26 protein-coding genes and 1 pseudogene are annotated in these 24141 nt (G+C 54.2%); 20 read left to right on the forward strand and 7 right to left on the reverse strand.

Translation table 11 applies throughout. The features are described 5' to 3' along the window. The first annotated feature begins 59 nt into the window (after positions 1 to 59). From rplR to CCALI_RS15580, 18 genes and pseudogenes are all read left to right on the forward strand, one after another. A complete protein-coding gene (gene rplR, locus CCALI_RS14245; protein WP_016484168.1) occupies positions 60 to 425 on the forward strand; it encodes a 50S ribosomal protein L18 in 366 nt (121 codons plus the stop codon). Between the two features lie 12 nt (positions 426 to 437). Then, positions 438 to 989, forward strand: a complete 552-nt coding sequence (gene rpsE / locus CCALI_RS14250) for a 30S ribosomal protein S5 (RefSeq protein WP_016484169.1) — start codon at positions 438 to 440, stop codon at positions 987 to 989. After that, a complete protein-coding gene (gene rpmD, locus CCALI_RS14255; RefSeq protein WP_016484170.1) occupies positions 976 to 1185 on the forward strand; it encodes a 50S ribosomal protein L30 in 210 nt (69 codons plus the stop codon). The genes rpsE and rpmD overlap by 14 nt, the downstream gene beginning before the upstream one ends. Positions 1186 to 1193: 8 nt before the next feature. After that, positions 1194 to 1649, forward strand: coding sequence for a 50S ribosomal protein L15 (rplO, locus tag CCALI_RS14260; protein WP_044950652.1), 456 nt, complete (start codon positions 1194 to 1196; stop codon positions 1647 to 1649). Between the two features lie 4 nt (positions 1650 to 1653). After that, positions 1654 to 3000, forward strand: a complete 1347-nt coding sequence (gene secY / locus CCALI_RS14265) for a preprotein translocase subunit SecY (protein ID WP_016484172.1) — start codon at positions 1654 to 1656, stop codon at positions 2998 to 3000. A gap of 83 nt (positions 3001 to 3083) precedes the next feature. Then, a complete protein-coding gene (locus CCALI_RS14270) occupies positions 3084 to 3761 on the forward strand; it encodes an adenylate kinase (RefSeq protein WP_016484173.1) in 678 nt (225 codons plus the stop codon). Next, positions 3758 to 4522 (forward strand): type I methionyl aminopeptidase, encoded by a 765-nt coding sequence (map, locus tag CCALI_RS14275; RefSeq protein WP_016484174.1) that lies wholly within the window; start codon positions 3758 to 3760, stop codon positions 4520 to 4522. The genes CCALI_RS14270 and map overlap by 4 nt, the downstream gene beginning before the upstream one ends. A 148-nt stretch (positions 4523 to 4670) precedes the next feature. Continuing rightward, positions 4671 to 4880 (forward strand): translation initiation factor IF-1, encoded by a 210-nt coding sequence (gene infA / locus CCALI_RS16685; RefSeq protein WP_075166493.1) that lies wholly within the window; start codon positions 4671 to 4673, stop codon positions 4878 to 4880. A 102-nt stretch (positions 4881 to 4982) separates the two neighbouring features. After that, a complete protein-coding gene (gene rpmJ / locus CCALI_RS14285; protein ID WP_016484176.1) occupies positions 4983 to 5096 on the forward strand; it encodes a 50S ribosomal protein L36 in 114 nt (37 codons plus the stop codon). A 38-nt stretch (positions 5097 to 5134) separates the two neighbouring features. After that, positions 5135 to 5512: a 30S ribosomal protein S13 gene (gene rpsM, locus CCALI_RS14290; RefSeq protein ID WP_016484177.1), complete on the forward strand. Its 378-nt coding sequence runs from the start codon at positions 5135 to 5137 to the stop codon at positions 5510 to 5512. Between the two features lie 12 nt (positions 5513 to 5524). Next, positions 5525 to 5929 carry a 30S ribosomal protein S11 gene (gene rpsK, locus CCALI_RS14295; RefSeq protein ID WP_016484178.1) on the forward strand — a complete coding sequence of 135 codons (405 nt, stop codon included), beginning with the start codon at positions 5525 to 5527 and terminating at the stop codon, positions 5927 to 5929. Positions 5930 to 5959: 30 nt separating this feature from the next. Beyond that, positions 5960 to 6637: a 30S ribosomal protein S4 gene (gene rpsD, locus CCALI_RS14300; protein ID WP_016484179.1), complete on the forward strand. Its 678-nt coding sequence runs from the start codon at positions 5960 to 5962 to the stop codon at positions 6635 to 6637. A gap of 27 nt (positions 6638 to 6664) precedes the next feature. Further along, a complete protein-coding gene (locus tag CCALI_RS14305) occupies positions 6665 to 7729 on the forward strand; it encodes a DNA-directed RNA polymerase subunit alpha (RefSeq protein WP_016484180.1) in 1065 nt (354 codons plus the stop codon). Positions 7730 to 7762: 33 nt separating this feature from the next. Further along, positions 7763 to 8170: pseudogene (gene rplQ, locus CCALI_RS14310) on the forward strand (50S ribosomal protein L17); the annotation flags it as partial. Positions 8171 to 8312: 142 nt separating this feature from the next. Then, positions 8313 to 9116, forward strand: coding sequence for a tRNA pseudouridine(38-40) synthase TruA (gene truA, locus CCALI_RS14315; RefSeq protein WP_016484182.1), 804 nt, complete (start codon positions 8313 to 8315; stop codon positions 9114 to 9116). A 3-nt stretch (positions 9117 to 9119) separates the two neighbouring features. Next, positions 9120 to 9581: a 50S ribosomal protein L13 gene (gene rplM / locus CCALI_RS14320; protein ID WP_016484183.1), complete on the forward strand. Its 462-nt coding sequence runs from the start codon at positions 9120 to 9122 to the stop codon at positions 9579 to 9581. A gap of 3 nt (positions 9582 to 9584) precedes the next feature. Then, positions 9585 to 9983 (forward strand): 30S ribosomal protein S9, encoded by a 399-nt coding sequence (gene rpsI, locus CCALI_RS14325; protein WP_016484184.1) that lies wholly within the window; start codon positions 9585 to 9587, stop codon positions 9981 to 9983. Between the two features lie 59 nt (positions 9984 to 10042). Next, positions 10043 to 10966: a C40 family peptidase gene (locus CCALI_RS15580; RefSeq protein ID WP_016484185.1), complete on the forward strand. Its 924-nt coding sequence runs from the start codon at positions 10043 to 10045 to the stop codon at positions 10964 to 10966. 51 nt (positions 10967 to 11017) lie between these two features. Here the strand turns inward: CCALI_RS15580 and CCALI_RS14335 are convergent, their stop codons facing one another. From CCALI_RS14335 to nrdR, 3 genes are all read right to left on the reverse strand, one after another. Next, the gene (locus tag CCALI_RS14335; RefSeq protein ID WP_016484186.1) at positions 11018 to 11398 is read right to left on the reverse strand and encodes a lamin tail domain-containing protein; all 381 of its coding nucleotides are present in this window, start codon (positions 11396 to 11398) and stop codon (positions 11018 to 11020) included. 63 nt (positions 11399 to 11461) lie between these two features. Further along, positions 11462 to 14275: a vitamin B12-dependent ribonucleotide reductase gene (locus CCALI_RS14340; protein ID WP_425481267.1), complete on the reverse strand. Its 2814-nt coding sequence runs from the start codon at positions 14273 to 14275 to the stop codon at positions 11462 to 11464. A 228-nt stretch (positions 14276 to 14503) separates the two neighbouring features. After that, complete coding sequence (nrdR, locus tag CCALI_RS14345) at positions 14504 to 14977, reverse strand: transcriptional regulator NrdR (RefSeq protein ID WP_016484188.1); 474 nt, start codon at positions 14975 to 14977, stop codon at positions 14504 to 14506. Positions 14978 to 15235: 258 nt separating this feature from the next. On the opposite strand from nrdR, the gene CCALI_RS14350 reads away from it, so the two are divergent. Both CCALI_RS14350 and CCALI_RS14355 read left to right on the forward strand, forming a co-directional pair. After that, positions 15236 to 15934, forward strand: a complete 699-nt coding sequence (locus tag CCALI_RS14350) for a tyrosine-protein phosphatase (RefSeq protein WP_172636664.1) — start codon at positions 15236 to 15238, stop codon at positions 15932 to 15934. Positions 15935 to 16077: 143 nt separating this feature from the next. Next, entirely contained in the window at positions 16078 to 18678 is a 2601-nt protein-coding gene (locus tag CCALI_RS14355; protein WP_016484190.1) for an alkaline phosphatase family protein, read from the forward strand. Between the two features lie 24 nt (positions 18679 to 18702). Here CCALI_RS14355 and ccmA read toward each other — a convergent pair whose 3' ends face one another. From ccmA to CCALI_RS15585, 4 genes are all read right to left on the reverse strand, one after another. Beyond that, a complete protein-coding gene (gene ccmA / locus CCALI_RS14360; protein WP_016484191.1) occupies positions 18703 to 19347 on the reverse strand; it encodes a heme ABC exporter ATP-binding protein CcmA in 645 nt (214 codons plus the stop codon). Between the two features lie 92 nt (positions 19348 to 19439). Beyond that, positions 19440 to 20606, reverse strand: a complete 1167-nt coding sequence (locus tag CCALI_RS14365; RefSeq protein ID WP_016484192.1) for a YeaH/YhbH family protein — start codon at positions 20604 to 20606, stop codon at positions 19440 to 19442. A gap of 13 nt (positions 20607 to 20619) precedes the next feature. Continuing rightward, positions 20620 to 22572, reverse strand: a complete 1953-nt coding sequence (locus tag CCALI_RS14370) for a PrkA family serine protein kinase (protein WP_016484193.1) — start codon at positions 22570 to 22572, stop codon at positions 20620 to 20622. A 460-nt stretch (positions 22573 to 23032) separates the two neighbouring features. Continuing rightward, on the reverse strand, positions 23033 to 24067 hold the full coding sequence (locus CCALI_RS15585) for a metalloregulator ArsR/SmtB family transcription factor (RefSeq protein ID WP_016484194.1): 1035 nt from the start codon (positions 24065 to 24067) through the stop codon (positions 23033 to 23035). Positions 24068 to 24141: the final 74 nt, after the last annotated feature.

Consider the following 24141-nt stretch of genomic DNA (forward strand, 5'->3'; position numbering starts at 1 on the left):
AAAGACATTGGGAAAACTATAAAAAGCGTCGGGTCGGAAATCCGACGCGGGAGAAGAGAATGCGACCTGATCTGAAAGAGAGCCTAAGAAAGCGTCGTCATCGGCGTGTACGGGCAAAGATATTTGGTACGCCGGAGCGACCTCGGCTGAACGTATCCCGTAGCCTACAGCACATTTACGCTCAGTTAATTGATGATACGGTAGGTCACACCTTGGTTTGTGCCTCTACGGTGGACAAGGCACTCCGCTCAACCCTGAAAACAGGAGGTAACGTGGAGGCGGCTAAGGCGGTGGGGAAGCTTTTGGCCGAGCGTGCGCTGCAGAAAGGCATTACCTCGGTGGTTTTCGATAGAGGTGGATACAAATATCATGGCCGGGTTCGCGCATTGGCAGAGGCTGCGCGAGAAGGCGGGCTTAGATTTTAGGAGAGGATATCCGTGTTAACCACAAAGATAGACCCTGACAAGCTAAGTTTGGAGGAGCGAGTCGTCCGCACCAACAAGTGCCAAAAAACCAAGAAAGGTGGGCGTACCCTCAGCTGGAGCGCCTTGGTGGTTGTTGGTGACGGCAACGGGTATGTAGGAGCCGGCTTGGGGAAGGCTCGTGCCATCCCTGATGCGATTCGCAAAGGGGTGGAGGCTGCCAAGAAAAACATTATCTATGTGCCCATTGTAAACAACACCTTGCCGCACGAGATCCTCGTGAAAGAAGGCGCTGCTGAGGTGCTCCTCAAGCCGGCCTCCGACGGTACGGGCATCGTGGCCGGCAGCAGCATCCGTGTTATTTTGGAGCTAGCGGGCGTGCGTAACGCCCTGGCCAAATCGCTCGGATCGTCCAACGCTATCAACATCTGTTGGGCTACGATGAAAGCGCTGAAGCAGATGAAACGCCCCGATGAGGTGGCTACTCTGCGAGAGACCTCTTTACGCACTCTGATGCCCTGGGCAGCGCCTATGGAGGAGGAAAGCGTAGCGAATGAAGAGCAGTAAACTTCGAATTACCCTGCGACGTAGTCCCATCGGCTATGAGAAATCGCAGGGGCTGACATTGCGGGCGTTAGGGTTGCGCCACCTTCATCAAACAGTGGAAAAGGCCGACACGCCGGCTATTCGTGGGATGATCAAAAAGGTGATTCACCTGGTGACGGTAGAGACGGCAAATCAAGAAGGAGCAAAAGGAAACTAACAATGGCCATCGGATTACACACACTGGAGCCAGCAGAAGGGGCAAAGCACCGACGGAAGCGACTCGGTCGCGGAATCGGTTCCGGTCATGGAAAGACCTGTGGTCGTGGTACGAAGGGAAACAAAGCCCGTGACCAGATCAAGCCCAATTTTGAGGGTGGCCAGACCCCGTTGCATCGGAGGTTGCCACAGAAACGTGGTTTTAAGCCGGTGAATAAAAAGATCTATTCTGTCGTAAATCTATATGTGCTGGAAGAGCACTTCTCCGACGGGGCTGAAGTAACCCCAGAGGTCTTAATACAGCAGGGGTTTGTGCGTGAGCTGCACGATGGCCTCAAAATTCTCGGTGAGGGCAACCTAACAAAAAAACTCACCGTGAGAGCGCATCGATTCAGCGAGCGCGCCAAGGAAGCCATCGAGGCGGCGGGTGGCACGGTTGAGGTCTTGCCGTCGTTAGCGAGGTAATGTGATGATCGAGGCACTGCAGAGAGCTTGGGAAATACCGGAACTGAGGCGTCGTATCCGCTTCTTGATGCTGATGTTTCTTATCTATGCCTTTGGGGCCTTCATTCCCATTCCCGGCATAGATTTGCGTAACGCTGCAAACGGTTTTGCGGGCAACGGCGCCGCTAGTAACGTTTTTAATCTTATCAATATCTTTACCGGCGGCTCTCTACGTCGTGGCTCGGTCTTTGCGATGGGCATTACCCCTTACATCAATGCCTCCATCCTGTTTCAGATGCTCACCGTTGCCTTTCCGTCCCTGGATGCGCTTCAGAAAGAGGGCGAGGCCGGTCGAAAACAGATCGCTAGATATACTCGATGGACCACCATCGGCCTCTCTATTCTACAGGCCTTTGGGGTGATCGTGCTCTTCAAATCTTTCGGCATCAATATCGGGCTGTTCTCTCCGGCAAGCTTTCTCGCGGTAACCGCTATGGTGGCCGGCTCTATGTTTCTGTTGTGGCTGGGCGAGCAGGTAACCGAAAAAGGGGTTGGTAACGGCGTCTCTCTGGTCATTTTTGCTGGAATTTTGTTGAACCTACCGCAGCAGGTAAGCAACATGGTTCAAGAGATCGAGAGCGGAACCGCCTCTTGGTTCAATCTGTTGCTCCTTCTTGCCCTCTTTTACGTCACCGTGCTTGGGGTTGTGTATTTGGTGCAGGGCACGCGCCGAATACCCGTTCAGCACAACAAGCGTGTCATCGGTATGCGCCAAATACAGGCTGGAGGCGGTGCCTACCTACCGATTAAGGTCAACACAGCTGGCGTCATGCCCATCATCTTTGCCATTTCGCTGTTACTGCTGCCAGCGACCTTGGCTAGCTCGCTGAAAGCGTTGCTATCGCACAATACAACGGGCTTCTTGGGGTTTTTCTATCATTTTGCCGACTGGCTTACACCCATCGCCAATAAGCTCAGTCCTGGAGCCAGCTGGATAGCGGCCGTTCTTTATGCGCTCTTAACCATTTTCTTCACCTACTTCTACACGGCCATCGTGTTGAACGTGGAGGATATGGCGGAAAACCTTAAGAAGTATGGAAGCTATATCCCAGGAATTCGTCCTGGCAAGCCAACCTTTGAGTATCTGGATGGCGTCGTATCGCGTATCACGTTGGCCGGGGCTGTCTTCTTAGCGGTTATTGCGCTCTTACCCTATCTTGTACCGATTATCACCCATTTCTACTCCTTCTCTTTGATTGGAGGGACGTCCCTTCTGATCGTCGTTGGGGTAGCTATTGAGACCCTGCAGGCCATCGAGGCGCAGCTTCTGCTTCGCAACTACGAAGGGTTCATTAAGAGCAGCGCTAAGTAGGAGAATGTTTCTGTGTTTGCCGCTTCACGACGGGTGGGAATGGGATGTTACGTTAAGGCGTATCCTCAAAGGTGCGGTGGGTAATGATTATTGTGCTATTGGGGCCTCCTGGCGTCGGGAAGGGAACGCAGGGGGCACGCATTTCTCAACACTTCGGTATACCCGCCATCTCGACCGGGGCGATGTTTCGTGAAGCCATTGCCAAGGGAACGCCGCTTGGAAAAGAGCTTCAAAAATACCACATTGAGAGGGGAGAGTACGTGCCCGACAATGTGGTCATTCGCGCGATAGAGGAGCGCATCACACAGCCCGACTGTAGTAACGGTTTTCTGCTCGACGGGTTTCCGCGCACAGTAGCCCAGGCAGAGGCTTTTGCTCAGCTCCTCGAACAGCAACAGCGGCGGCTTACGGCGGTTTTGGATTTCGAGGCTCCCCAAGAGCTGCTGATACGTCGTTTTAGCGGGCGTCGCGAGTGTCCCAATGACGGTTCAACCTACAATCTTGAGACAAACCCGCCTCGCCGGCCTGGTCTGTGCGATCTTTGTGGTGCGCCGCTCGTGATGCGGGAAGATGATCGGCCCGAGGTAGTGCAGCGCCGTCTTGAGGCCTATAAAGAGAAAACGGCACCGCTTATCAACTACTATCGGGACAAGGGGGTGCTCTATAGTGTGGATGCCGATGCCGACCCAGATGTTGTATTTGAACGGGTTCTGGCACTGTTGAACCGACTGCGTGGCGAGGCCGGCAAGGAGATACAATGATACGCTTAAAAACGCCGCAGGAGATCGAGCGGATACGTGCTGCAGGAAAATTGGCACGGAAGGTGATTGATGTAGTTCGAGAGGTGGCCGAGCCGGGGATGACCACCGGAGAACTCGAAGAGATTGCGATTCAGATTATCACGGAGCAGGGGGGGCGTTCTCCTTGTTTGGGCTATGCTCCGCCGGGACACCCGCCCTATCCGGCATGGACGTGCATCTCGGTGAATGAGGAGATCGTGCATGCCATTCCCGGCAGTAGGGTGTTGAAGGCGGGAGACATCGTAACAATGGACTGCTGTGTTGAGCTAAACGGCTATATTGCTGACACCGCCTACACGTTTGGAGTGGGCCCTCTAAGCCCTCAAGCCGAGAGACTGCTAAGGGTTACAGAGGAGGCGCTCTATAAAGGGATTGAGAAGGCCAAGCCGGGAAACCGGTTAGGAGATATTGGGCATGCAATACAAAAGTTTGTTGAGGCACACGGCTATTCTGTGGTGCGCGAGTTACACGGGCATGGCGTGGGGCTGCGCATGCACGAGTCGGAAATAGATGTGCCTAACTATGGACGGCCTGGAACAGGCTTACGTCTGGAGTGTGGAATGACATTTGCTATTGAGCCGATGGTCAACATGGGTCGTAAAGAGATACGGACCCTTGAAGACGGTTGGACGGTGGTGACGGCCGATGGGAAGCTATCGGCCCATTTTGAACACACGGTAGCGATCGTGCCCCATGGGGCCGAGATACTCACACAGGGCTGATTCTCTGTGGACTGGAGAGTGCATGCAAACACCTAGGAAAAAAGGGACATCGAAAAGCTCTAAGGGGGGCGGTGGGCGTCCTACTGGTGGGCATACGTCGTCAGGAGGGACGCATAAGCCGGCGCCAGAGACGACCAAGGAAGAGGGCATTAAGGTCGAGGGGGTAGTGACGGAAGTGCTACCAAACGCCATGTTCCGCGTGGAGATACCCGTGGGCGATCAAAAACGCTACATCTTGGCCTATATCTCTGGCCGAATGCGTCGCAATGAGATACGCATTTTGCCTGGGGATAGGGTTTTAGTGGAGCTATCGCCCTACGATCTAGAACGTGGCCGCATAACCCACCGCTGGAAATAGAGGCCTTTTAGAGCTTTTTCGCAAAAGAGCGCGTACGGCGACACATTTTTCTTGTGTTTTGGGGTATACTTTAGCGCTCAAACTCCAGAAGGAGGTAAGCGTATGAAGGTACGCGCGTCTGTCAAAAAGATCTGTAACAAGTGCAAAGTCATCAAGCGCGAAGGGGTTGTTCGCGTTATCTGTGTTAATCCGAAACATAAACAGCGTCAGGGATAGGGATCGGTTAGAAGCCGATCGATACGAGGAGGAGTAGCTTGGCACGTATTGCAGGCGTGGATCTACCACGCGATAAACGAATCGAATATGCGTTGCCTTATATCTACGGGATCGGTTTGCCGAGCGCGAAGAAGATTGTGGCGCAGGCGGGAATTGACCCATCGCGCCGTGTTCGTGACCTCACCGAGGCCGAGTTAGGGCGTCTACGTGAGATCATCGAGCGGGAGTATCGCGTGGAGGGTGACCTCCGGCGTGAGGTTCAGTTGAACATCCGGCGACTGATGGAGATACAGTGTTATCGAGGTCTGCGCCATCGGCGCGGGCTGCCGGTGCGCGGCCAGCGCACCAAGACCAATGCGCGTACTCGCAAAGGAAAACGGCGCACGGTTGCCGGTAAGAAAAAGGCGAAGAAGTAGGAGCGACTTTATATGGCAAATAAGCAGACGGCTACACGAAGTGGGCGTGCCCGGGCGAAGGAGAAAAAGAATGTCGTTCAGGGAATCGCCCACATCCAAGCCACTTTTAATAACACGCTGGTCACCTTAACCGATATGCAGGGCAATACTATTTCCTGGGCGAGCGCGGGCACGGTGGGTTTTAAAGGCACACGCAAAGGAACCCCTTTTGCCGCCCAGGTGGCAGCAGAGCGGGCTGCACGGGCTGCCATGGAACATGGAATGCGGCAGGTGGAAGTTTATGTGAAAGGGCCGGGGCCTGGTCGTGAAACAGCGATCCGCTCTTTAATGGCGGCCGGGCTCGAAATCACTTTAATTAAGGATGTTACCCCACTGCCTCATAACGGGTGCCGTCCTCCCAAGCGACGACGTATCTGAGGCGAATCGAAGGAGTGTTTTAGAGGGACTATGGCAAATAATCACGATCCAAGGTGTCGTCAATGTCGCCGCGAAGGAGTGAAGCTGTTTCTTAAAGGCGACAAATGCTACACCAAGTGCACTTTAGAAAAAACGAGCAAGGATGGGAAAACCAAGTGGCGCGATAAACCCCCTGGGTGGGGAAGTGCCATTAGCCAGATTGCCGCACCTCAACGCAAGATCACAGAATATGGCATGCAGCTTCGAGAAAAGCAGAAGCTGAAGCGTATCTACCGCGTTCTCGAAAAACCGTTTCGGCGCTATCTCGATGAGGCTATGCGCCGTTCTGGTGTGTCGGGCGACAACTTGGTGACGCTGCTGGAGACCCGGTTGGATAATGTGGTCTACCGTCTAGGGTTAGCTGCCTCACGGGCACAGGCCCGCCAAATGGTAAGCCATCGCTTCTTTACGGTGAACGGCGAACGGGTGAACATTCCCTCGTATCAGGTGAAGCCCGGCGACGTGATCGGCGTCCATGAAAGCAAAGCTCAAAAAGCCTGCATTAAAGAGGTACGGGAGCGCTTACATACGCGTCCTAGCTTGCCGGAATGGTTGGAGCTGAACCCTCAAACCCTGGAAGGGCGCGTGCTCGCCATACCGTCTCACGACCAGATTGACACCCATAACGTGGTGCAAGTTCAACAGATCATCGAATTCTATTCGCGCTAAGCCGCCCATTCGAGGAGAGAGAAACTTATGGAAATCACCCTGCCGAACATCCAGACGCTCGAAAAGAGTCGAACTTACGGAAAGTTTGTCGTCGAGCCGCTGGAACGTGGGTATGGGGTAACGCTCGGAAACTCCCTGCGGCGTGTGCTCCTATCGTCCATTCCGGGAGCTGCCATCACCTACGTTAAAATAGATAAGGTGCTGCACGAGTTCGACACCATTCCCGGTGTGAAAGAGGACACCACAGAGCTGTTGCTCAACCTTAAGGAGCTGCATATAAAAGTCTATCACGATGGCAGCGAGGGACGAAAGAGCGAGCCGAGAAAGCTGCGCATTGATGTTCATGGAGAAGGGGTTGTTACAGGGGCCGACGTGATCTGCCCAGAAGACGTTGAGGTAGTAAACCCTGAGGTTTATCTTGCCACCCTCTCCGATGAGAACGCTCATCTCTCTATGGAGATGGAAGTGGAGATCGGAAAAGGCTATGTGCTTCCCGATCGGCAGGAACGTCGCAGCCAGATGGGGATAGGTGTCATCGCCGTAGGTGCGGCCTTTACACCGGTTCGTAAGGTGAACTACACTGTGGAAGCGACGCGAGTGGCCTCTGATACGAGCTACGAGCGCCTTATCCTAGAGATATGGACGAACGGAACGATCTTCCCCGATGCCGCCCTTCGTGAGGCCGCCCGTATTCTCAATCGCTACTTCAATCTCTTCGCAGAGTATGAGGACGGTGGCTTGCCCCTCTCTTATGAAGAAGGCCCCCTGTCCAATCCCGAAGCGATACCCCATGTACGTATCGAAGAGCTCGATTTCTCTGTACGTACCTATAACTGCCTGAAAAAAGCCGGTATTCTCACCATCGCCGACCTCGTGCGCTACAACGAGGAAGAACTCATGCAGATTCGTAACTTCGGGCGGAAATCGCTCGATGAAGTGCGCGAGCGTCTTGCCATCTATGGCCTGCATCTAAAGGGGGAGACGGCTCTGCCTCCGGGTACCAAACGCCCCACCTCCGATACCGGTACGGAAGATGAGGAGAACGGGGAGGATGAGGAGGAAGAGGCCACTGCCGGCGCTGAGGCAGAATAGAGCGACCCTATTGAGAAAGGAACCTGAAAGAAGATGCGACATCGCAAGGCCTATCGGAAGTTCGGTCTACCCAGCGACCAGCGCCGTGCCTTACTTAAGAGTCTGACGCGCAGCCTTTTGCTGCACGACCGAATCATAACCACGGAAGCGAGGGCCAAAGAGGTTCGTGCGATTGCAGAAAAGCTTGTTACTATCGCGCGCGAAGGAGGTGCCGACGCTCCGATAGAAAAACGGCTTCATGCGCGCCGACTTGTGCGTCGCTTTATAGATAGCAATATAGACGAGTTCGTGCGCGATACCGAACATCGCGGCCCTAAGGGGGGCGCGACCATTGCGCGGAACCCCTACTATGTTATCCCGCGCCTTTTCGATGAGATAGCCCCGCGCTATGTGGGGCGCAATGGGGGCTATACCCGCATCACGAAGATAGGCTTTCGTCGTGGCGATGGGGCTCCTCTCGTTCTGCTTGAGTTCGTGGAGGGCCTGCCAACTGCCCCAACCACTGAGACGGCTGCCCCGACTAAAGAAGGACGCCGCGGGCTTCTTGGGTTGGGCCGTCGGCGAAAGTAGCGCACCCTAAGGCATGGGGCGTTTGGTGCATGTCAGGGCTGTCGTGGAGTACGACGGCACCGATTTCTCTGGATTTCAGCGCCAGCGCCATGCGCGAACGGTGCAGGAAGTGCTGGAGGAAGCAATTGCCAAAAGGCTGGGCCAACCGCTCCATTTTGCCTGTGCTGGTAGGACGGATGCGGGTGTACACGCGCTCGGCCAAGTGGTGAGTTTCGACTGTGAAACACGTGTGCCGAGCGAGAGAATGGCAGTGGCCCTTAACAGTGTGCTGCCGCCAGATGTCTGTGTGAAACAGGCCGAAGAGGTAGATCCGAGCTTTCATGCACGCTATTCGGCGTCGTCGCGAGTCTATCTCTACGTGATCCTAAACCGCAGCACACCTTCCGCGCTACTACATCGCTATAGCGCCTTCTGCTCGGCACCTTTGGATGTCGAGGCCATGCGAAAAGCGGGCAACTGCCTGCTGGGTGAGCATGACTTCGCCTCGTTTGCTAATGAGCTCCTACCAGGGGAGCCTACCGCAAGAGAGCTGATGGCCTGCCACATTCGACGCAGGGGTGAGTTAGTGACCATTCGTGTGGAAGCAAACGCCTTCTTGCGCGGCATGGTGCGTACCATTGTGGGTACGCTCATGGAGATAGGCAAGGGAAAACGTGCTTGGGAGGATGTGCCCTGCCTACTGGCTGCGCGTGATAGGCGCCTCGCAGGGCCCACAGCACCGCCACAAGGGCTTTTCTTGCTTCATGTGCGTTATGGGCAACGAAAACGTTATGGTGAGCAGAAGGATAAAGATTCTTGTGAAGAGTACGGAGAATAGTATATGAGAAAGCATGGAACCTATTTTGCACGCAAAGAGGATGTGGAGGCACAGCGCCTCTGGTATGTAGTGGATGCCACGGGGCGCCCTCTTGGGCGTCTAGCTGCAGAGGTCGCGCGCCTTTTGCGAGGTAAGCATAAGCCTATCTTCACCCCGAACGTAGATACGGGCGACCATGTGATCGTAATCAACGCCGAAAAAGTAGTGTTAACGGGTAGAAAATCCCATGAGGTGGTTCGACATCATTCCGGATGGCCTGGCGCTCTTAAAGAGATCGAAAGGCGCTATGAGTTAGAACGGCATCCAGAGGAGGCGATTCGGCGCGTTGTACGAGGCATGCTTCCGCATAATCGGTTGGGCGATGCCATCATAAAGAAGCTGAAGGTCTATCGCGGACCGGAGCATCCTCATGCGGCTCAAAAGCCTGTCGTCTATCAACACGGCGCTCGAAAAGGAGGAGAATAGCCCATGGTGATGGAAGCGGTACGTTACTACGGTACGGGAAAACGGAAGAATGCCGTTGCACGCGTGTGGCTTAAACCCGGAACGGGGAATCTCGTTATCAACGGACGTCCTGGCGAGAAGTATCTAGGCCGGCGACTGCTTCTCCATATGGTTCAGCAGCCTTTTGTATTGACGAATCGAGTAGGCCAGTTCGACGTGATTGCACGGTGCCATGGGGGAGGCATATCCGGTCAGGCAGGAGCTATCCGCCACGGGATCGCTAAGGCGCTTTTAGAAGTGGATCCGGAGCTGCGGCCTATTTTAAGACGAAATGGGCTGCTGACGCGTGACCCACGCGTGAAAGAGCGCAAGAAGTATGGGCGCAAGCGTGCTCGACGGGGATTCCAGTTCAGCAAGCGCTAGGCAGTGGGGTTTGGTGAAACATGCAGAGGTGCTGCATATCCCAACGATGGAAAAAGCCGATGAGAGGAACGCTTCTGTTTCTCTCTTCGGCTTTCGCCTTCTTCTGGTTTGCAGGGGCTTGTCCCTCCGCCCTCGGCGATGCGACCCTTACGCTGCAGCTACCTCCCTCAAAGGCTGCTCTTCAAGCGAAGGCCGAAGCGGAACGCGCCGCGTTAGCCCGGCGACAGGCAGAACGGCGAACAGCTTCCCATAAAACACAGGCGAGCGCTCTCTCCGATCGTTTACTGCCCTCACGAGGATGGTCGCATGGGCGCTACGTAGTGGGCGGCCTAGGTGTCATCGTTCATCCAAGCGGCATCTATCGTCTGTACACTTCACGCTCGGCACAACTATCGCGCGTGGTTCCCGGAACCGATGTAGCCATTGTGGACAGCCGAGGTGGATGGCTGGGTATCCTTATGAGCGACTACTCGACCGGCTGGATACCTGCCGATCGTGTGAAGATCATTCCCGACTATCAGGTTACCTCAGATACGCCAGTAGAACCCCGCTCAAACGCCCTATTGGGCAGCTATCCTGACATCTATCCCCATACCGACACCCCTTTCTTCCAAGGCAATGCCCAGGAGCTGCTTTCCATAGCCTATAGCTACTTGGGAGTTCCCTACGTTTGGGGAGGAGAAAGCCGCGAAGGACTGGACTGTTCCGGCTTTGTGCAGAAGGTGTTTGGCAAGTTAGGCTACCATCTACCACGCACCGCAGCCGAACAGATGGCTGTTGGTATCCCTGTGCCTGTTGACCAGTTGCAACCTGGCGACCGTCTCTATTTCGAGCCTTCCTCAACGCCACCCTACGTTCGACATACCGGAATCTACATAGGGAACGGTTACTTTATCCACTCTTCTGTTAGCGGGCACGGCGTAGCAATCAACCGCCTTGATGAAGGAATGTGGCCGCGTATTTTTGTTTGTGCCCGCCGCTAAAAGAGTAATTGGGGGCATTTCTCCGCTTATTTATGAAACGAAGGCTTTTCCCTAAGGAGAGACGGCAACAACCTCGTTCGAAGGTACCTTTTGCGAGCCCTGTATATGCAAAAGGTGGATTCTAGCTCCCGGTTTCCAGATAGGGGTCGTGCTGTTCCAATAGGCACAGTAAGCTTTGCGGCCATCAATGGTGTCAGTCCAGCCATCTTCCCCTTTGCCGTGTAGGAGGACGACACGGGTATAGGGTTGAATGGCCTCGTCGGCTTTGAAGATATAGATCTCCTGGGCTAGGCGTTCGGGGTCGTTCTGTAGGTAGGCTTCCGAGCAGATGGCCCATCCCTTTAGGTTAACCGAGACAAGGCCGCAATTTTGTAGAACGACGTAGCCTCCACGTCCTCGGGTGGAGGGGCATATTTCCACGATTCGCAGCATGTCGCTCTCTCCTTTGCAAGGGCGCCCTAGGGTTAACCCTAGGGCGCTAGTGGTGGTTTTCAGTTAGGAGCAACCGTAGACAGAGCCGCAGTTGAGGCACTTGAAGCAGGCCCCGTTGCGCACCATAAGGCTCCCACAATCTATGCAGATAGGAGCATCGGACTGGTTTTGAAATGTCTCTTTTTCGTGCGCCAATAGGGCTTCGCTGGAAAGAGCAGGGGACGGGGTGGAGAGCGTGCGCTCCAACGAAGAGGTTTCCTCGACCCCATTGCCCGATAGGGCCGGCTTCTCCGGTTGCGGCACACGATTTAGGAACTTCATTCCCAGATAGCGGAAGATGTAGTCCGATATGGATTTCGCGATGGGAATATCTGGGTTATTGGTATATCCTGCCGGCTCATAGCGTGTGTGGGCAAATTTGTCTACCAGAGTTTGAAGTGGCACGCCATATTGCAGGGCCAGTGAGACCGCTGTGGCGAAGGAGTCCATGAGGCCGGAGATGGTAGACCCCTCTTTGCTCATGGTCAGAAAGATCTCACCGGGTTGGCCATCAGGATAGAGCCCCACCGTAAGATAGCCTTCATGGCCGGCAATACTGAACTTATGGGTAATAGCTTGCCGTTCATCGGGCAGCTTACGGCGCAAGGGGCGCACGATCACTTTCTCCTGAGAGGTGGCTGGCGCGGTAGGTTGGGCAGTAACGGGTGACTCGGCAGGTTGCTCCTCGACCTTTTTGGTGGTCAGAGGCTGAGTGCGTTTCGAGCCGTCCCGATAGATGGCGATGGCTTTCAGGCCGAGTTTCCAGCCCTCCATATAGACGCCCATAATATCCTCTGGAGTGGCCTCGTTGGGCATGTTAACGGTTTTTGAGATCGCGCCAGAGATGAAAGGTTGGACGGCAGCCATCATACGAATGTGCCCCATGTAGTGAATGGAGCGGGAGCCATTGGCCGGCTTGAAGGCACAGTCGAAGACGGGTAGATGCTCCGGTTTTAAGTGCGGGGCGCCCTCGATGGTGTCCTGACGGTCAATATAGGCCAGGATATCTTCGATCTGCTCTTGGCTATAGCCCAGTTTGCGGAGCGCTTCGGGCACCGTTGTATTGACGATCTTCATAACGCCCCCCCCAACGAGGTTCTTGTACTTCACGATGGCGATATCGGGTTCAATGCCGGTTGTGTCGCAGTCCATCATGAAGCCAATGGTGCCTGTTGGTGCCAGCACGGTGGCCTGTGCATTGCGATAGCCATATTGGCTCCCAAGGCGGATGCCTTCGTCCCAGCATTGCCGTGCAGCTTCAAGCATTGTAGGAGGCACATAGCGCGCATCTATGTTTTCAACGGCATCGCGGTGCATCTGCATCACTTCAAGGAAAGGCTCACGGTTCCGCTCAAAGCCGGGGAAAGGCCAACCGTGATCGCGGGCAATGATGGCGGATTGTCGGTAGGCTTCGCCGGTCATGATGGCGGTAATGGCTGCCGCGTAAGCGCGTCCCTCATCGCTATCATAGGGTAGACCTCGCGCCATAAGAAGAGCACCAAGGTTGGCGTAGCCAAGCCCAAGTGGGCGGTAGTCATGGCTGTTTTCTGCGATGCGCTGGGTGGGGTAAGAGGCGTTATCTACGATAATCTCTTGAGCCGTAATAAGAATCCGACAGGCATGCCGGAAGGCGTCAATATCGAAATCGCCACTTGGGGTTCGGAATTTCATGAGGTTAAGTGAGGCGAGGTTGCAGGCGCTGTCGTTGAGGAACATATACTCGCTGCAGGGGTTGCTGGCATAGATGCGGTCGGTGTTTTTGCAGGTATGCCAGCGGTTGATGGTTGTATCGTACTGGATGCCGGGGTCTCCACAAACCCACGCGCTCTGGGCGATCATATGCATGAGATCGCGGGCACGGTAGGTATCGGCGATTTTTGTTTTATCCAAAACGAAGCGGGTGTGCCACTCTTTATCCTCTTCAACAGCTCGCATGAACTCGTCAGTTACGCGAACGGAGTGGTTTGCATTTTGAAAGTTTACGCTATCGTAGGCCCCACCGGGCACGTTGAACATGCCGCTGTAGCCGGCCTCAATAAGGGCCCAGGCTTTTTTCTCCTCCTTCTCTTTGCACTGAATAAACTCCACAATGTCGGGGTGGTCAATATCGAGAATGACCATCTTCGCCGCACGGCGAGTCTTACCTCCGCTTTTAATGGCCCCAGCGAACTGGTCGAATCCACGCATAAAGGAGACAGGGCCGGAGGCCGTGCCACCCCCATGAAGAGGTTCGCGAGAAGAACGGATCGTCGAGAAGTTTGTGCCGGTGCCGCTACCGTATTTGAAAAGCATGCCCTCCGTTTTCGCAAGTGTGAGAATGGATTCCATTGTGTCTTCTACGCTATTGATAAAGCAGGCAGAACACTGTGGTTTCGGTTGGTCGGGCAAGCCTACATTGAACCACACCGGCGAGTTGAAAGAGGCTTTTTGATAGAGAAGAATGTGAGTTAGCTCGTCTTGGAAGGCTTGAGCATCCTCTTCCGTGGCGAAGTACTCCATTTTGCGACCCCAATCGGCGATGGTGTCGGCCACACGGCGGATGAGCTGTCGCACGGAGCGTTCTCGTTGGGGCGTACCTAGGTGTCCTCGGAAGTATTTAGAGACCACGACGTTGGTGGCCAGTTGCGACCAGAAGGCAGGCACTTCCACGTCTTTTTGCTCAAACACCTTTTCGCCACGTTCGTTGGTGATCGTGGCATCGCGTAGTTCCCAGTCACAGGTAGCGTAGACGTCCTCACCGGGACGAGTAAAGCGGCGCTCTATGGTTAGTCCTGGCGCGTTTAGGCCGCGTTTTATAGCAGGTTTGTTCCCGTCGACGGGAACGGCTCTCTCTTTCACCACGGCTTGCTCCTTATCGTTGGTATAGTTTGCAGCACCTTCCGCTCCAAGAGGAGTTGTCGAGACGGACGGTAACTCGGTAGGTTCGGGGTGAATATTTTCCCCTTCTGTAGGCAGTACCGAGTCGATGCTTGTTTGATGAGGCATAGGGTCTTGATTCAATTTTTCTGCTCCTTGTTCAGCGATATGCAGGTGTCTCCAAGAAAAAGAGGCACCCGCGCTAGAGACTCAGCCGGATTTGCGGTTTCCCTGACGTCGAAGCATGTTCACGATCTCTCGGAATTGGGTGGCATCCTCGAACTGCCGATAGACCGACGCGAAGCGCACATAGGCCACCTGATCGAGCGCTTTCAGTTTTTCCATCACCATCTCCCCAATTTCACGTGAGGAGACCTCTTTTTCAAGGCGATTATAGAGTTTGCGTTCGATATCTTCGGCGGCTTCTTCGAGGGTTTCGGTGCTGATTTTGCGGCCGGTGCAGGCAAGCTGCATGCCTCGCACGATCTTCCGTCGGTCGAACGGTTCCCTCCGTTTATCGTTTTTGATGACAAAAAGTTGCATCTCTTCGATCTCTTCGAGGGTTGTGAAGCGCCTTCCGCAGGCCTCGCACTCTCGACGTCGTTTAATTGTCGCCCCCTCGTTGATCGCCCGTGTTTCAAGCACACGGTCTTGGTTGAGGGCACCGCAGAACGGACATTTCATCTTCGCTTTGTCTTTGCTGGCGATTGGTAGCCGGCGCCGTTGCTACCTATATGCAGGGACACTCTATAGGATAACACACTATATTTAGTTTGTCAAGGGCTATTTTGGCGGCGTACCCTGATCATAGGCTGGCCTTGGGGCCGTTTCATCTATGGCAATGGAAGGCGGCAGAGAATGTTAAATTTGCGTTAAAGGGAACGATAAGCTGTTGGCGATGGGTATACTAGAGATGTCATGAGCGCCTCAACAACAGAGTTTATGCCTGTGTCTTCTGCAACCGAACGCGCCCGACCAAAACGTGGCAAGCGTTTCCTGCTGGGATCCATTTTTGTTTTCCTCTTGCTAATAGCCCTACTCTGGTGGATAGGCGTATTCGGTGGAAATGTACGAGTGGTTGTACCAGGGCGTGTTTATCGAAGCGCCCAGCTTACCGGCAACAACTACACCGCCGACACCGCTCGCTTGATAGGCGACGATCTAAACGATGTGTTGCACCGCTACCATATCCGTACGGTTATTAACCTGCGTGGTGGAAACATGGCCAACGATTACTATCGTCAAGAGATCGCCGACTGCAGGCGTTATGGGGCAGTTCATGTGGATATCTCAATGAGCGCCCATCATCTGCCACCTCCCCAATCGCTGCGGCAGCTACTGGCCGCCTTCGATTCTCTGCCCTATCCCATTCTCTTCCACTGCCAGGGCGGGGCCGATCGTTCCGGACTTGTGGGCGCGCTCTATCTCAATATCTATCAGGGAGTTCCCCTCCAAGAGGCTTTACGCCGTGAGCTTACCTGGCGCTATGGTCATTTCGCCTTTACAGCAGCCGGGCGAATGAACGATTTCTTCGCACTCTATCAGCGTACATCACATGGCTTAAGCTTACGGGATTGGATCAACACGGTCTATCCCAATCTCTACCCAAAGGTCTCCCGCTCCGCTGCTTCGTCCAATTAAGTACATGGGGCAATGAGACCGACGTCATAGGCTCTCTAAAAAACCGCTTCTTCGCTCGATAGATAAAGAAAATCCAATAGCACGCGGTTTTCTAAGGTCGCGGGGGCTATTGCGTGTTCGATTTCGAAAACGGAGATGTTGCGATGATCTCACAAACAAAGCCTACTTCACGAGCTCTCTTCCTTGGTTTTGGTCTTTTCGTCGTCTGTTGTATGGCTATAGGGATTGCCCGAGGGCGCCAGTCTACGAACACCGCCCATCAACTGCCTACCGGTCGAACCGTTGCGCCTGTGGGTCAACAGGACGATGTGGGCAGTTTCCCCGCTAACATGGCATTAAGCCCGGACGGGAGATGGTTAGCCGTTACCGACACCGGTTTTCGGCAGTATCTATCCATTGTGGATGCACAGAGCGGGCAACGGGTCTCGCAACTGGCCTTCAACGGTAGAACCAACGGACTTTACTACGGATTGGCCTGGGCACCTACTCTGCAACAAGACGGCTCGCGCCTGCTCTATGCCTCGTGTGGAGCGCTCGATCGTGTCGCGGTGCTTTCAGTGGACGCTTATGGAGTGGTGCACGATACGGGGAGAGTTTTGGAAGACCCCTCCAGTTTACCCAAGGAGGCGGGCAACGCACGACCAAATTTTGAGGCGGGTATCGCGCTCAGCAGCGATGGCTCAAAACTCTATGTAGCCCACAATGAGAGTAGCCTCTATACAAACTTTAAGGGCTCTGTGAGCATCCTAGATACGCGAACCGGAAAGCGTTTAGGAGAGGTAACTACGGCTGGCTTTCCCTATGCCGTCGTGGCAATAACGGCAGGGCCTAATGCCGATAAACGACTCTACGTTTCTAGCGAAATGGGTGGGGTCGTCTCCGACATTGACGTTTCCGACCCCGAGCATCCAAAGGTGCTGCATGAGATCCCCACCGGCGATCATCCTATAGCGCTTCTTCTAAACCCTGCGCAGGATCGCCTTTTTGTGGCCAACGCCTCTTCTGATTCGGTCTCATTGGTGGATACCAGCACCGATCGGGTGCTGCAGACTTTGTCGCTGCGCGGTAAGAATGGTCTTCCTGGAATAACGCCTACCGGCCTTGCGCTTGATCCGCAGAGCATGCGCCTCTACGTGAGCTTAGGCGACCTCGATGCTGTGGCGGTTATTCACCTACAGCATGACCATATGGCACTGGCCGGTATGGTTCCGGCTGGTTGGTACCCAACGGCCGTCTGTGTGGCGAACGGCAGGCTCTATGTTGCCAATGCAAAAGGAGATGGCACCCCTGTTCCTAACGGTGAGCCTCGCGGCCCGAACGGAGAATGGGGGCATTATATTGAGAACATTCTTGAGGGAACCGTGCAGGTGATGCCTGTTCCCGATGAGCAGCAACTTGCGTCGCTTACCCGCAAAGTTGAGGAACTCGATAGGATGCAAAACCAGCAGCCGTTGCCGCCTACGGGCATAAAGCATGTCATCTATATCATTAAGGAAAACAGAACCTACGATCAGGTGTTGGGAGATCTGCCGGAGGGCAATGGCGACCCTAAACTCTGCATTTTTGGACGGGCGGTAACTCCCAATCAGCACGCTTTGGCCGAGCGGTTTGTGCTGCTCGATAACTTCTACTGCGCTGGTGAGGTCTCGGCAGATGGGTGGAACTGGTCTACTGCTGGTATGGCCAACGAGTACGTGGAACGTAACGTGCCCTATAACTACAGTGGGCGCGGTCGAGACTACGATTTTGAGGGTGAAGTGAACGGTGTGCCGGTAGATCGTATGGGGTTGCCAAATGTGGCGGCTCCGCCGAACGGCTATCTATGGGATGCCGCCCAGCGAGCGCATATCACCTATCGTAACTACGGCTTCTTCGTGAGTTTCGATAACAGCCATACGCCGGACGGCAAGCCGATTTTAAGTGTTAACCAACCGGTCGAGACAGCGCTAGTGAACCATACCGATGTCAACTTCATGCGTTTTGATACCAACTACGCCGATAGCGAGGCTTATCGCATCTACAACTGCCCTGCTCCCACTCAGCTGCTCGCCTTTGGAGCCAACAAAGCGCCGGATCGCATTATGGAGTGGAAGCGCGAGTTCGATCAGTTCGTGAAAAACGGTGATCTGCCGGCTTTGGAGATGGTGCGCATTATGCGTGATCATACGGCGGGCACACGTCCTGGAGTCCCTACGCCCTCTGCCATGGTGGCCGATAACGACTACGCCGTAGGCCAGATCGTGGAAGCCGTCAGTCATAGCCCGTATTGGAAGAGCACGGCCATCTTCATTGTGGAGGACGACGCGCAGAATGGCTATGACCATGTGGACTGTCATCGCTCCACCGCGTATGTGATCAGCCCCTACATCCGGGCTCACAGCGTAGACCACCATTTCTATAATACCGACAGCATTCTACACACCATTGAGGAGCTTTTGGGGCTTAAACCGATGTGCCTTTACGACGCTATGGCGCCAGTGATTCGCGATTTTTCTGCGAAACCCGACAATAGTGCTCCCTACACGGCCATTCTGCCGGCTAAGACGATCATCGCGCAGATCAACCGGCGCACCGCCTATGGGGCACAAGAGAGCGAACGGATGGACTTTAGCCACGCCGACTGCGCACCGCCAGATGAGCTAAACGCCATTATCTGGCGCTCGGTAAAAGGGGCAAAGGCGCCGTTGCCACCGATACGTCACTCTCTTTCGATAGCCTTTCGGCGAGATGACGACGATGACTAGGCCATACGAGGTGCACGTGGTAAGCTATGGGGTTGAGAGGCAGCCGATGCGAATCAATTTATGAGCCCAGCGCTCTTCCTTGGGCTCGTTGGTTGCAATGAGCACCAGTCCGCCTTGGGGTCTTTGGCACTGCTCGGCAATTATCTGCTCTACCATGGCAACCCCATCGCTGTCGAGGTTGGCGGTCGGCTCGTCTAAGAGAAGCACGGGGGGATCATTACTCAGAGCCAAAGCGTACTTAAGCCTTTGACGCATACCTGATGAGTAGTTGGCCACCAGATCGCTGCCACGCCCTAGCAGTCCAACCCTAGCAAGCAGCTGTTTAAGGTGGTCTCGCGAAAGTTTTGTACCGCGCAACTCGGCAAAAAACTGTAGGTTCTCCACCCCCGTTAGTTCATGATAGAGCCGAAGATCGGGTGCCACGTAGCCAATAAAGGTTCGGCGCTCTAAAGCGTCTAAGGCATACCCGGCGATTTCGAACCGAGCCTCCCCTTGGGTTGGCGTAAGCAGGCCGGCAACGATGCGTAGAAGCGTGCTTTTGCCGGCGCCGTTGGGACCGCAGATGGCTCCTATCTGCCCACTTACAACCTCTAGATGAACTTTTTCAAATACAGAGCGTGTTCCGAAATGGTGTCCTAGATTGGATAGCACAATGCGAATAGGAGCCATAAGCTTTTATAGCCTTCTAAAAAATGGAGGGGAAGAGGAGGTAAGTTGTTTCCTCTTTCCCCTTAAAAGGGTGTTTGTCGCTGTTGGCATCGTTATGCGGCGGATTGAACCTCCGGATATTTCCGGAAAAACTTTTTCAGCGCGGGCCAAACATCCTCTTTAGAGTTTATCTTCACCGTACACACGCGCGGTTCATTGGCGAAGGCCTCTTGGATCGCTTGTCCCAGTGGCGCGAAGGAGGTGGACTGATTCCAAACATCGCTGGCGATCTCCCCGTAGCCAACAAGATTGCAGATAGCCACCATTTTACGAATCTCTTCCACACACTCTTGGTCGCCCCAGTTATAACCATCGGTAAAGAGGAAGGGGTAGATGTTCCATTCGCGTGGGTTATAACGCTGCTCGATGATCTGTTGGGCAAGTTTATAGGCCTCACTCATGCGAGTGCCGCCCGAATCGCCCAGAGTAAAGAAGGCGTGTTCGTCTACCTCTTTGGCTTCTGTGTGGCACGTGATGAAGACGATTTCGGCGCTGGCATATTTTCGGCGCAAGAATCGCAGCATCCAGAAGTAGAAGGAACGGCAGATATAGGCCTCGAACTCGCCCATGGAGCCGGAGACGTCGCGCATGGCGAAGATCACGGCGTTGCGCTGAGGCTGTGTGGTGATCTCCCAGTTTTTGAAGCGCAGATCCTCTTCACGAATCTTCCAACCCGGTTTTCCCAGCTTTGCGTTGCGTTTATAAGCTTCCAAGAGAGTGCGCTTTCGGTCAAGATTGCCCCGCAACCCCTTCCGGGATACCGTGTTGAAGTCAATAACGTCGGAAGGAACCTGCTTCACGCCGCGCTCTTCGAGGTTGGGGAGGTGGAGGTCCTCGAACACCAGATCGGTGAGCTCTTCTAGAGTCAGTTCAGCTTCGTAGAAATCCACGCCAGGCTCTTGGCCGGCCTGTTTTCCACCCCCCACGCCTTGGCCTGAGGAAGGCGCTCTCCCAAGAATGTCTCCAGGTTTCGTGTTGCCTGGGCCCTGACCCACGCGTTCGCGATCGCCATCGTCGAAGCGCAGGCGGGGCAGTTCCAGACCTCGAATAGGAATTTTGATGATCTTGCCTTGGTCTGCCGTGATGATATCCTGCTGACTGATGATCCCGCCCAGGTTTTTGCGGATCACCTCTTTTACTTTCTCGTTATGGCGCTGCCGGTCGCGCTCTGCGCGTCGGTGGAGATCCCAGGCATCGTCACTAAGAGAAAAGTTCGGCATAGCAGGCTCCCTTTCAGCGATTTAACAGCGTTCCAACATAGCGAAGCAGATCGTTGGCCGACTCGGGCGTATAGCCTTGCTCGCGGCACATGCGCTCCACCACCTCATTCACCTTCTTCAGCTGTTCGGCATCCGGAGTTTTAGTGCTAGTAGTAATCTTTACAATATTCTTCAGATCCGCAAACAGCTTCTTCTCGATGGCCTCGCGGAGGCGTTCGTCGGAGGAGACGGTGAAGGTAAGCCCACGTCGGGCCAGCGAGCCAACCGAGCGCATAATGCCTTCTCGGAACTCCCGCTTCTGGTTTTCGGAAATATTGATCTGCTCCTCTATAGAGCGCATCAGCGCCTCGTCTGGGTCAATGTCTTCTCCGGTAACCGGATGCTTTACCTTTTCGTGATTGCAGTAGGCTTCAACGTTATCAATATAGTTGTCAAGAAGGGTTTTGGCCGACTCGTCGTAGGAGTAGACGAAGGCGCGCTGAACCTCTTTTTTGGCGTACTCATCGAACTCTTTACGCACTTCATCTATAAAGCCAAGCAGCTTTTTGCGCTCTTCTTCGTTATTGGTATATTCGGTGATGCCGTCGCGCAGGGCCCGCAGCATATCAATGGGGGTGACATAGTTTTTGCCACCGCGCACAAGTGCAGCCGAGATACGGTTGATAATGAAGCGAGGCGACACCCCTGTCATGCCCTCGTCGAGATACTCTTCGCGCAGCTCTTTCACATGGCGCTGGTCCCAGTCGCCCACCTTCTCGCCATCATAGAGTTTCATCTTCGTCATAAGGCTAATGCCGGCCCGTTTGGAGGGCTTAAGGCGGGTAAGGACGGCAAACATTGCAGCGACACGAAGGGTATAGGGAGCGATATGGACACGGGCAAGATTGAGCTCGGAACCAGTGCTACGGTCGCTCATATCGGACTGACTAATAAGTTTTTCATAGATGCGCACCTCATCGCTAACGCGAAGGTTGTAAGGCACTTTCACCACGAAGATGCGGTCGATCATCGCCTCGTTCTCTTTATTGGAGAAGTAAGAGTTGTACTCGTACTCGTTGGTGTGGGCGATGACGGCCACATCACAGTAGATGAGTGCAAAACGACTCGCTTTAATGGTCTGCTCTCCAGCCACGGTGTTCAGTTCATAGAGGAAGCGCTTTTCGGCTTTAAGCATCTCGATAAACTCCATGACACCGCGGTTGGCGATGTTTAGCTCACCATCAAAATTGTAGGCGCGGGGGTCCGATTCACGGCCGTACTCCGTGAGGGCTTGGATGTTCACGCTTCCGGTTAGCTCGGCCACGTCTTGGCTCTTCGGGTCGGCCGGCTTGAAGGTACCGATGCCCACGCGGTCGCGTTCCGAGAAGAAGATGCGTTCCACGGGAACTTTATGGTAGTCGGTGCCCCACTCGTTGTCGAGACGATAGCGGCAGACAGGGCAGAGGTCGCCTTCGATATGGATACCAAACTCCTGTTTAAATTGGGGGCGCAGGTCTTCGGGGATGAGGTGGAGTGGTTCCTCATGCATGGGGCAACCTTTGATGGCGTAGATGGCGCCATTAGGGGTTTTGCTATAGCGTTCCAGACCGCGTTTTATGAGGGTGACCAAAGTGGATTTTCCACCACCAACAGGGCCAACCAACATAAGAATACGTTTGCGAATGTCGAGTCGGCGCGCTGCCGGACTGAAATACTCCTCTACAAGGAGTTGCAGGGTTCTATCTAGTCCGTAGAGCTCGTTCTCAAAAAACTTATAACGGCGTTGGTTCTCACCGATCTCCTCGATACCGGCATCCAAGATCATGTTATAGATGCGAGCATGGGCGAGATCGGCGATGCGGGGGTTTTTAATGACCATGTCGAGATAATCGGCAAAGGTCCCCTCCCACGCCAATTCGCGTTCATGGGCACGTTGTTCAGACATCCTTCTCAGGAAGTCGGTAGTGCTTGTGCCTGTCATCTTCATACAGCCTCCTGCTGTCTGCCTTTCATATATGCAAACGGATTGTTTTGGTTTTCGTGATAAGCTCTTCTGTTTTTGGCATTCGGGCCGTTACCCTTTAAAGCGAAAAGCCCCATCGGTGCGAAGATCGCACACCGAAGGGACTAAATTGTCAAAACGACCATGTTATTCGAGCCTCTGCTCTTTCTAAAGGCCTTTTCAGCCCTCCTCAAACGGATTATATCATAATCCTCGGTAGGTGGGCGAGAACGTAACCCTTACAACATATTATGGGTATTTGGCCTTTAAATCAATATACGTTCTCATAGAGATGCAGTGCGCCCATAATCAACGGAGCGACGGTTCTTCTGACTACGTATTTACCCAATTTGTTCAAACAGCAACGTTCTGTAGTAGATTACTTAGAGAAGGGGGGAAAAAGGTTCCCAAATGCTCCCTAGGAACATTAAAGAGAGGGTTCACATTACCCATCATCAGTATTGCGCGATGTTTCAGTCTCCTCATAACAGCCTTTCGGCCAGCGAGCACGTATATACTCTAAAAATCGGGAGAGAGTAGGGGCCGAGAGAAAACCCTCGCCTTGGGGAACGAGCTCGGGGTGATCGTCAATATAGTGACCACCCACAGCAATAAGAAACGCATGCTCCTGACGCAACTTGTTGAGATGCTGTAGAAGGCGCTGAGCCTCGTCCCATTGCTCTTGCATGGCGACGGATACGACCACAAGGTTGGGTTTGGCCGAACGCACAATCTCCACGAAACTAGGGGTGGGAACATTGGCCCCCAAAAAGAGGGTTTCCCATCCGAGGGCGTGCAGGCTATCGGCGATCATGCGTAGGCCAAGCTGATGCCAGTTCCCTGCGACGCAGCCTAGCACAGCACGGCACCCAACGAGGGCAATGGGAGTGTAGAACTGAGCGATCCGAGCCATAAGACGCTCGACGATGGCCGAAGCGAGATGCTCGTGCGCTTCATCGGTAAGACCCTGTTGGTACATCTCACCGATCTGCTGCAAGCAAAACTGAAAGATCTCCTCGTAGATGAAAGGCATAGTAACGCCTTGAGCGAGCATCGAGTTAACGAGGATGACGGCGGTGGACTCTTCTCCCTGTAAGAGCGCATCGAGAAGAGTTTTGCGCCACGCAGCAACTTGCTCTAGCGAAGGCGGATTCACCGAAGATACCTCTGTAGAGGGGTTTGGGGTGGAGGATTGGGGGGCTGAAGTTGCGGAGGCGGCGATCTCATGCATGCGAAGAAGCACATCGGCGAAGGGCATGGCAAGGGAGTAGTAGACAAATCGGCCCACACGTTCAGCCCGTACAAGGCCTTGTTGGCGCATCTTCGCCAAATGGTTAGATACATTCGGTTGCTTCAAGCCGGTCGCTCGCACAAGCTCTGTTACCGTGCGGCGTCCGAACTGAAGGCTCTCTAGAATGGCGCGACGCGAAGGTTCGGCCAGAGCTCTAGAGAGAGCGTCGGGGGTTCGTTCCCCTCGCATTGTATTCTCCATGTTAATCAAAATGACCGGCGACAGTCCGTCTTGTCTTCTTGCTTAGATTAAAATAATTTTGC

The organism is Chthonomonas calidirosea T49 (assembly GCF_000427095.1).
GTDB lineage: Bacteria > Armatimonadota > Chthonomonadetes > Chthonomonadales > Chthonomonadaceae > Chthonomonas > Chthonomonas calidirosea.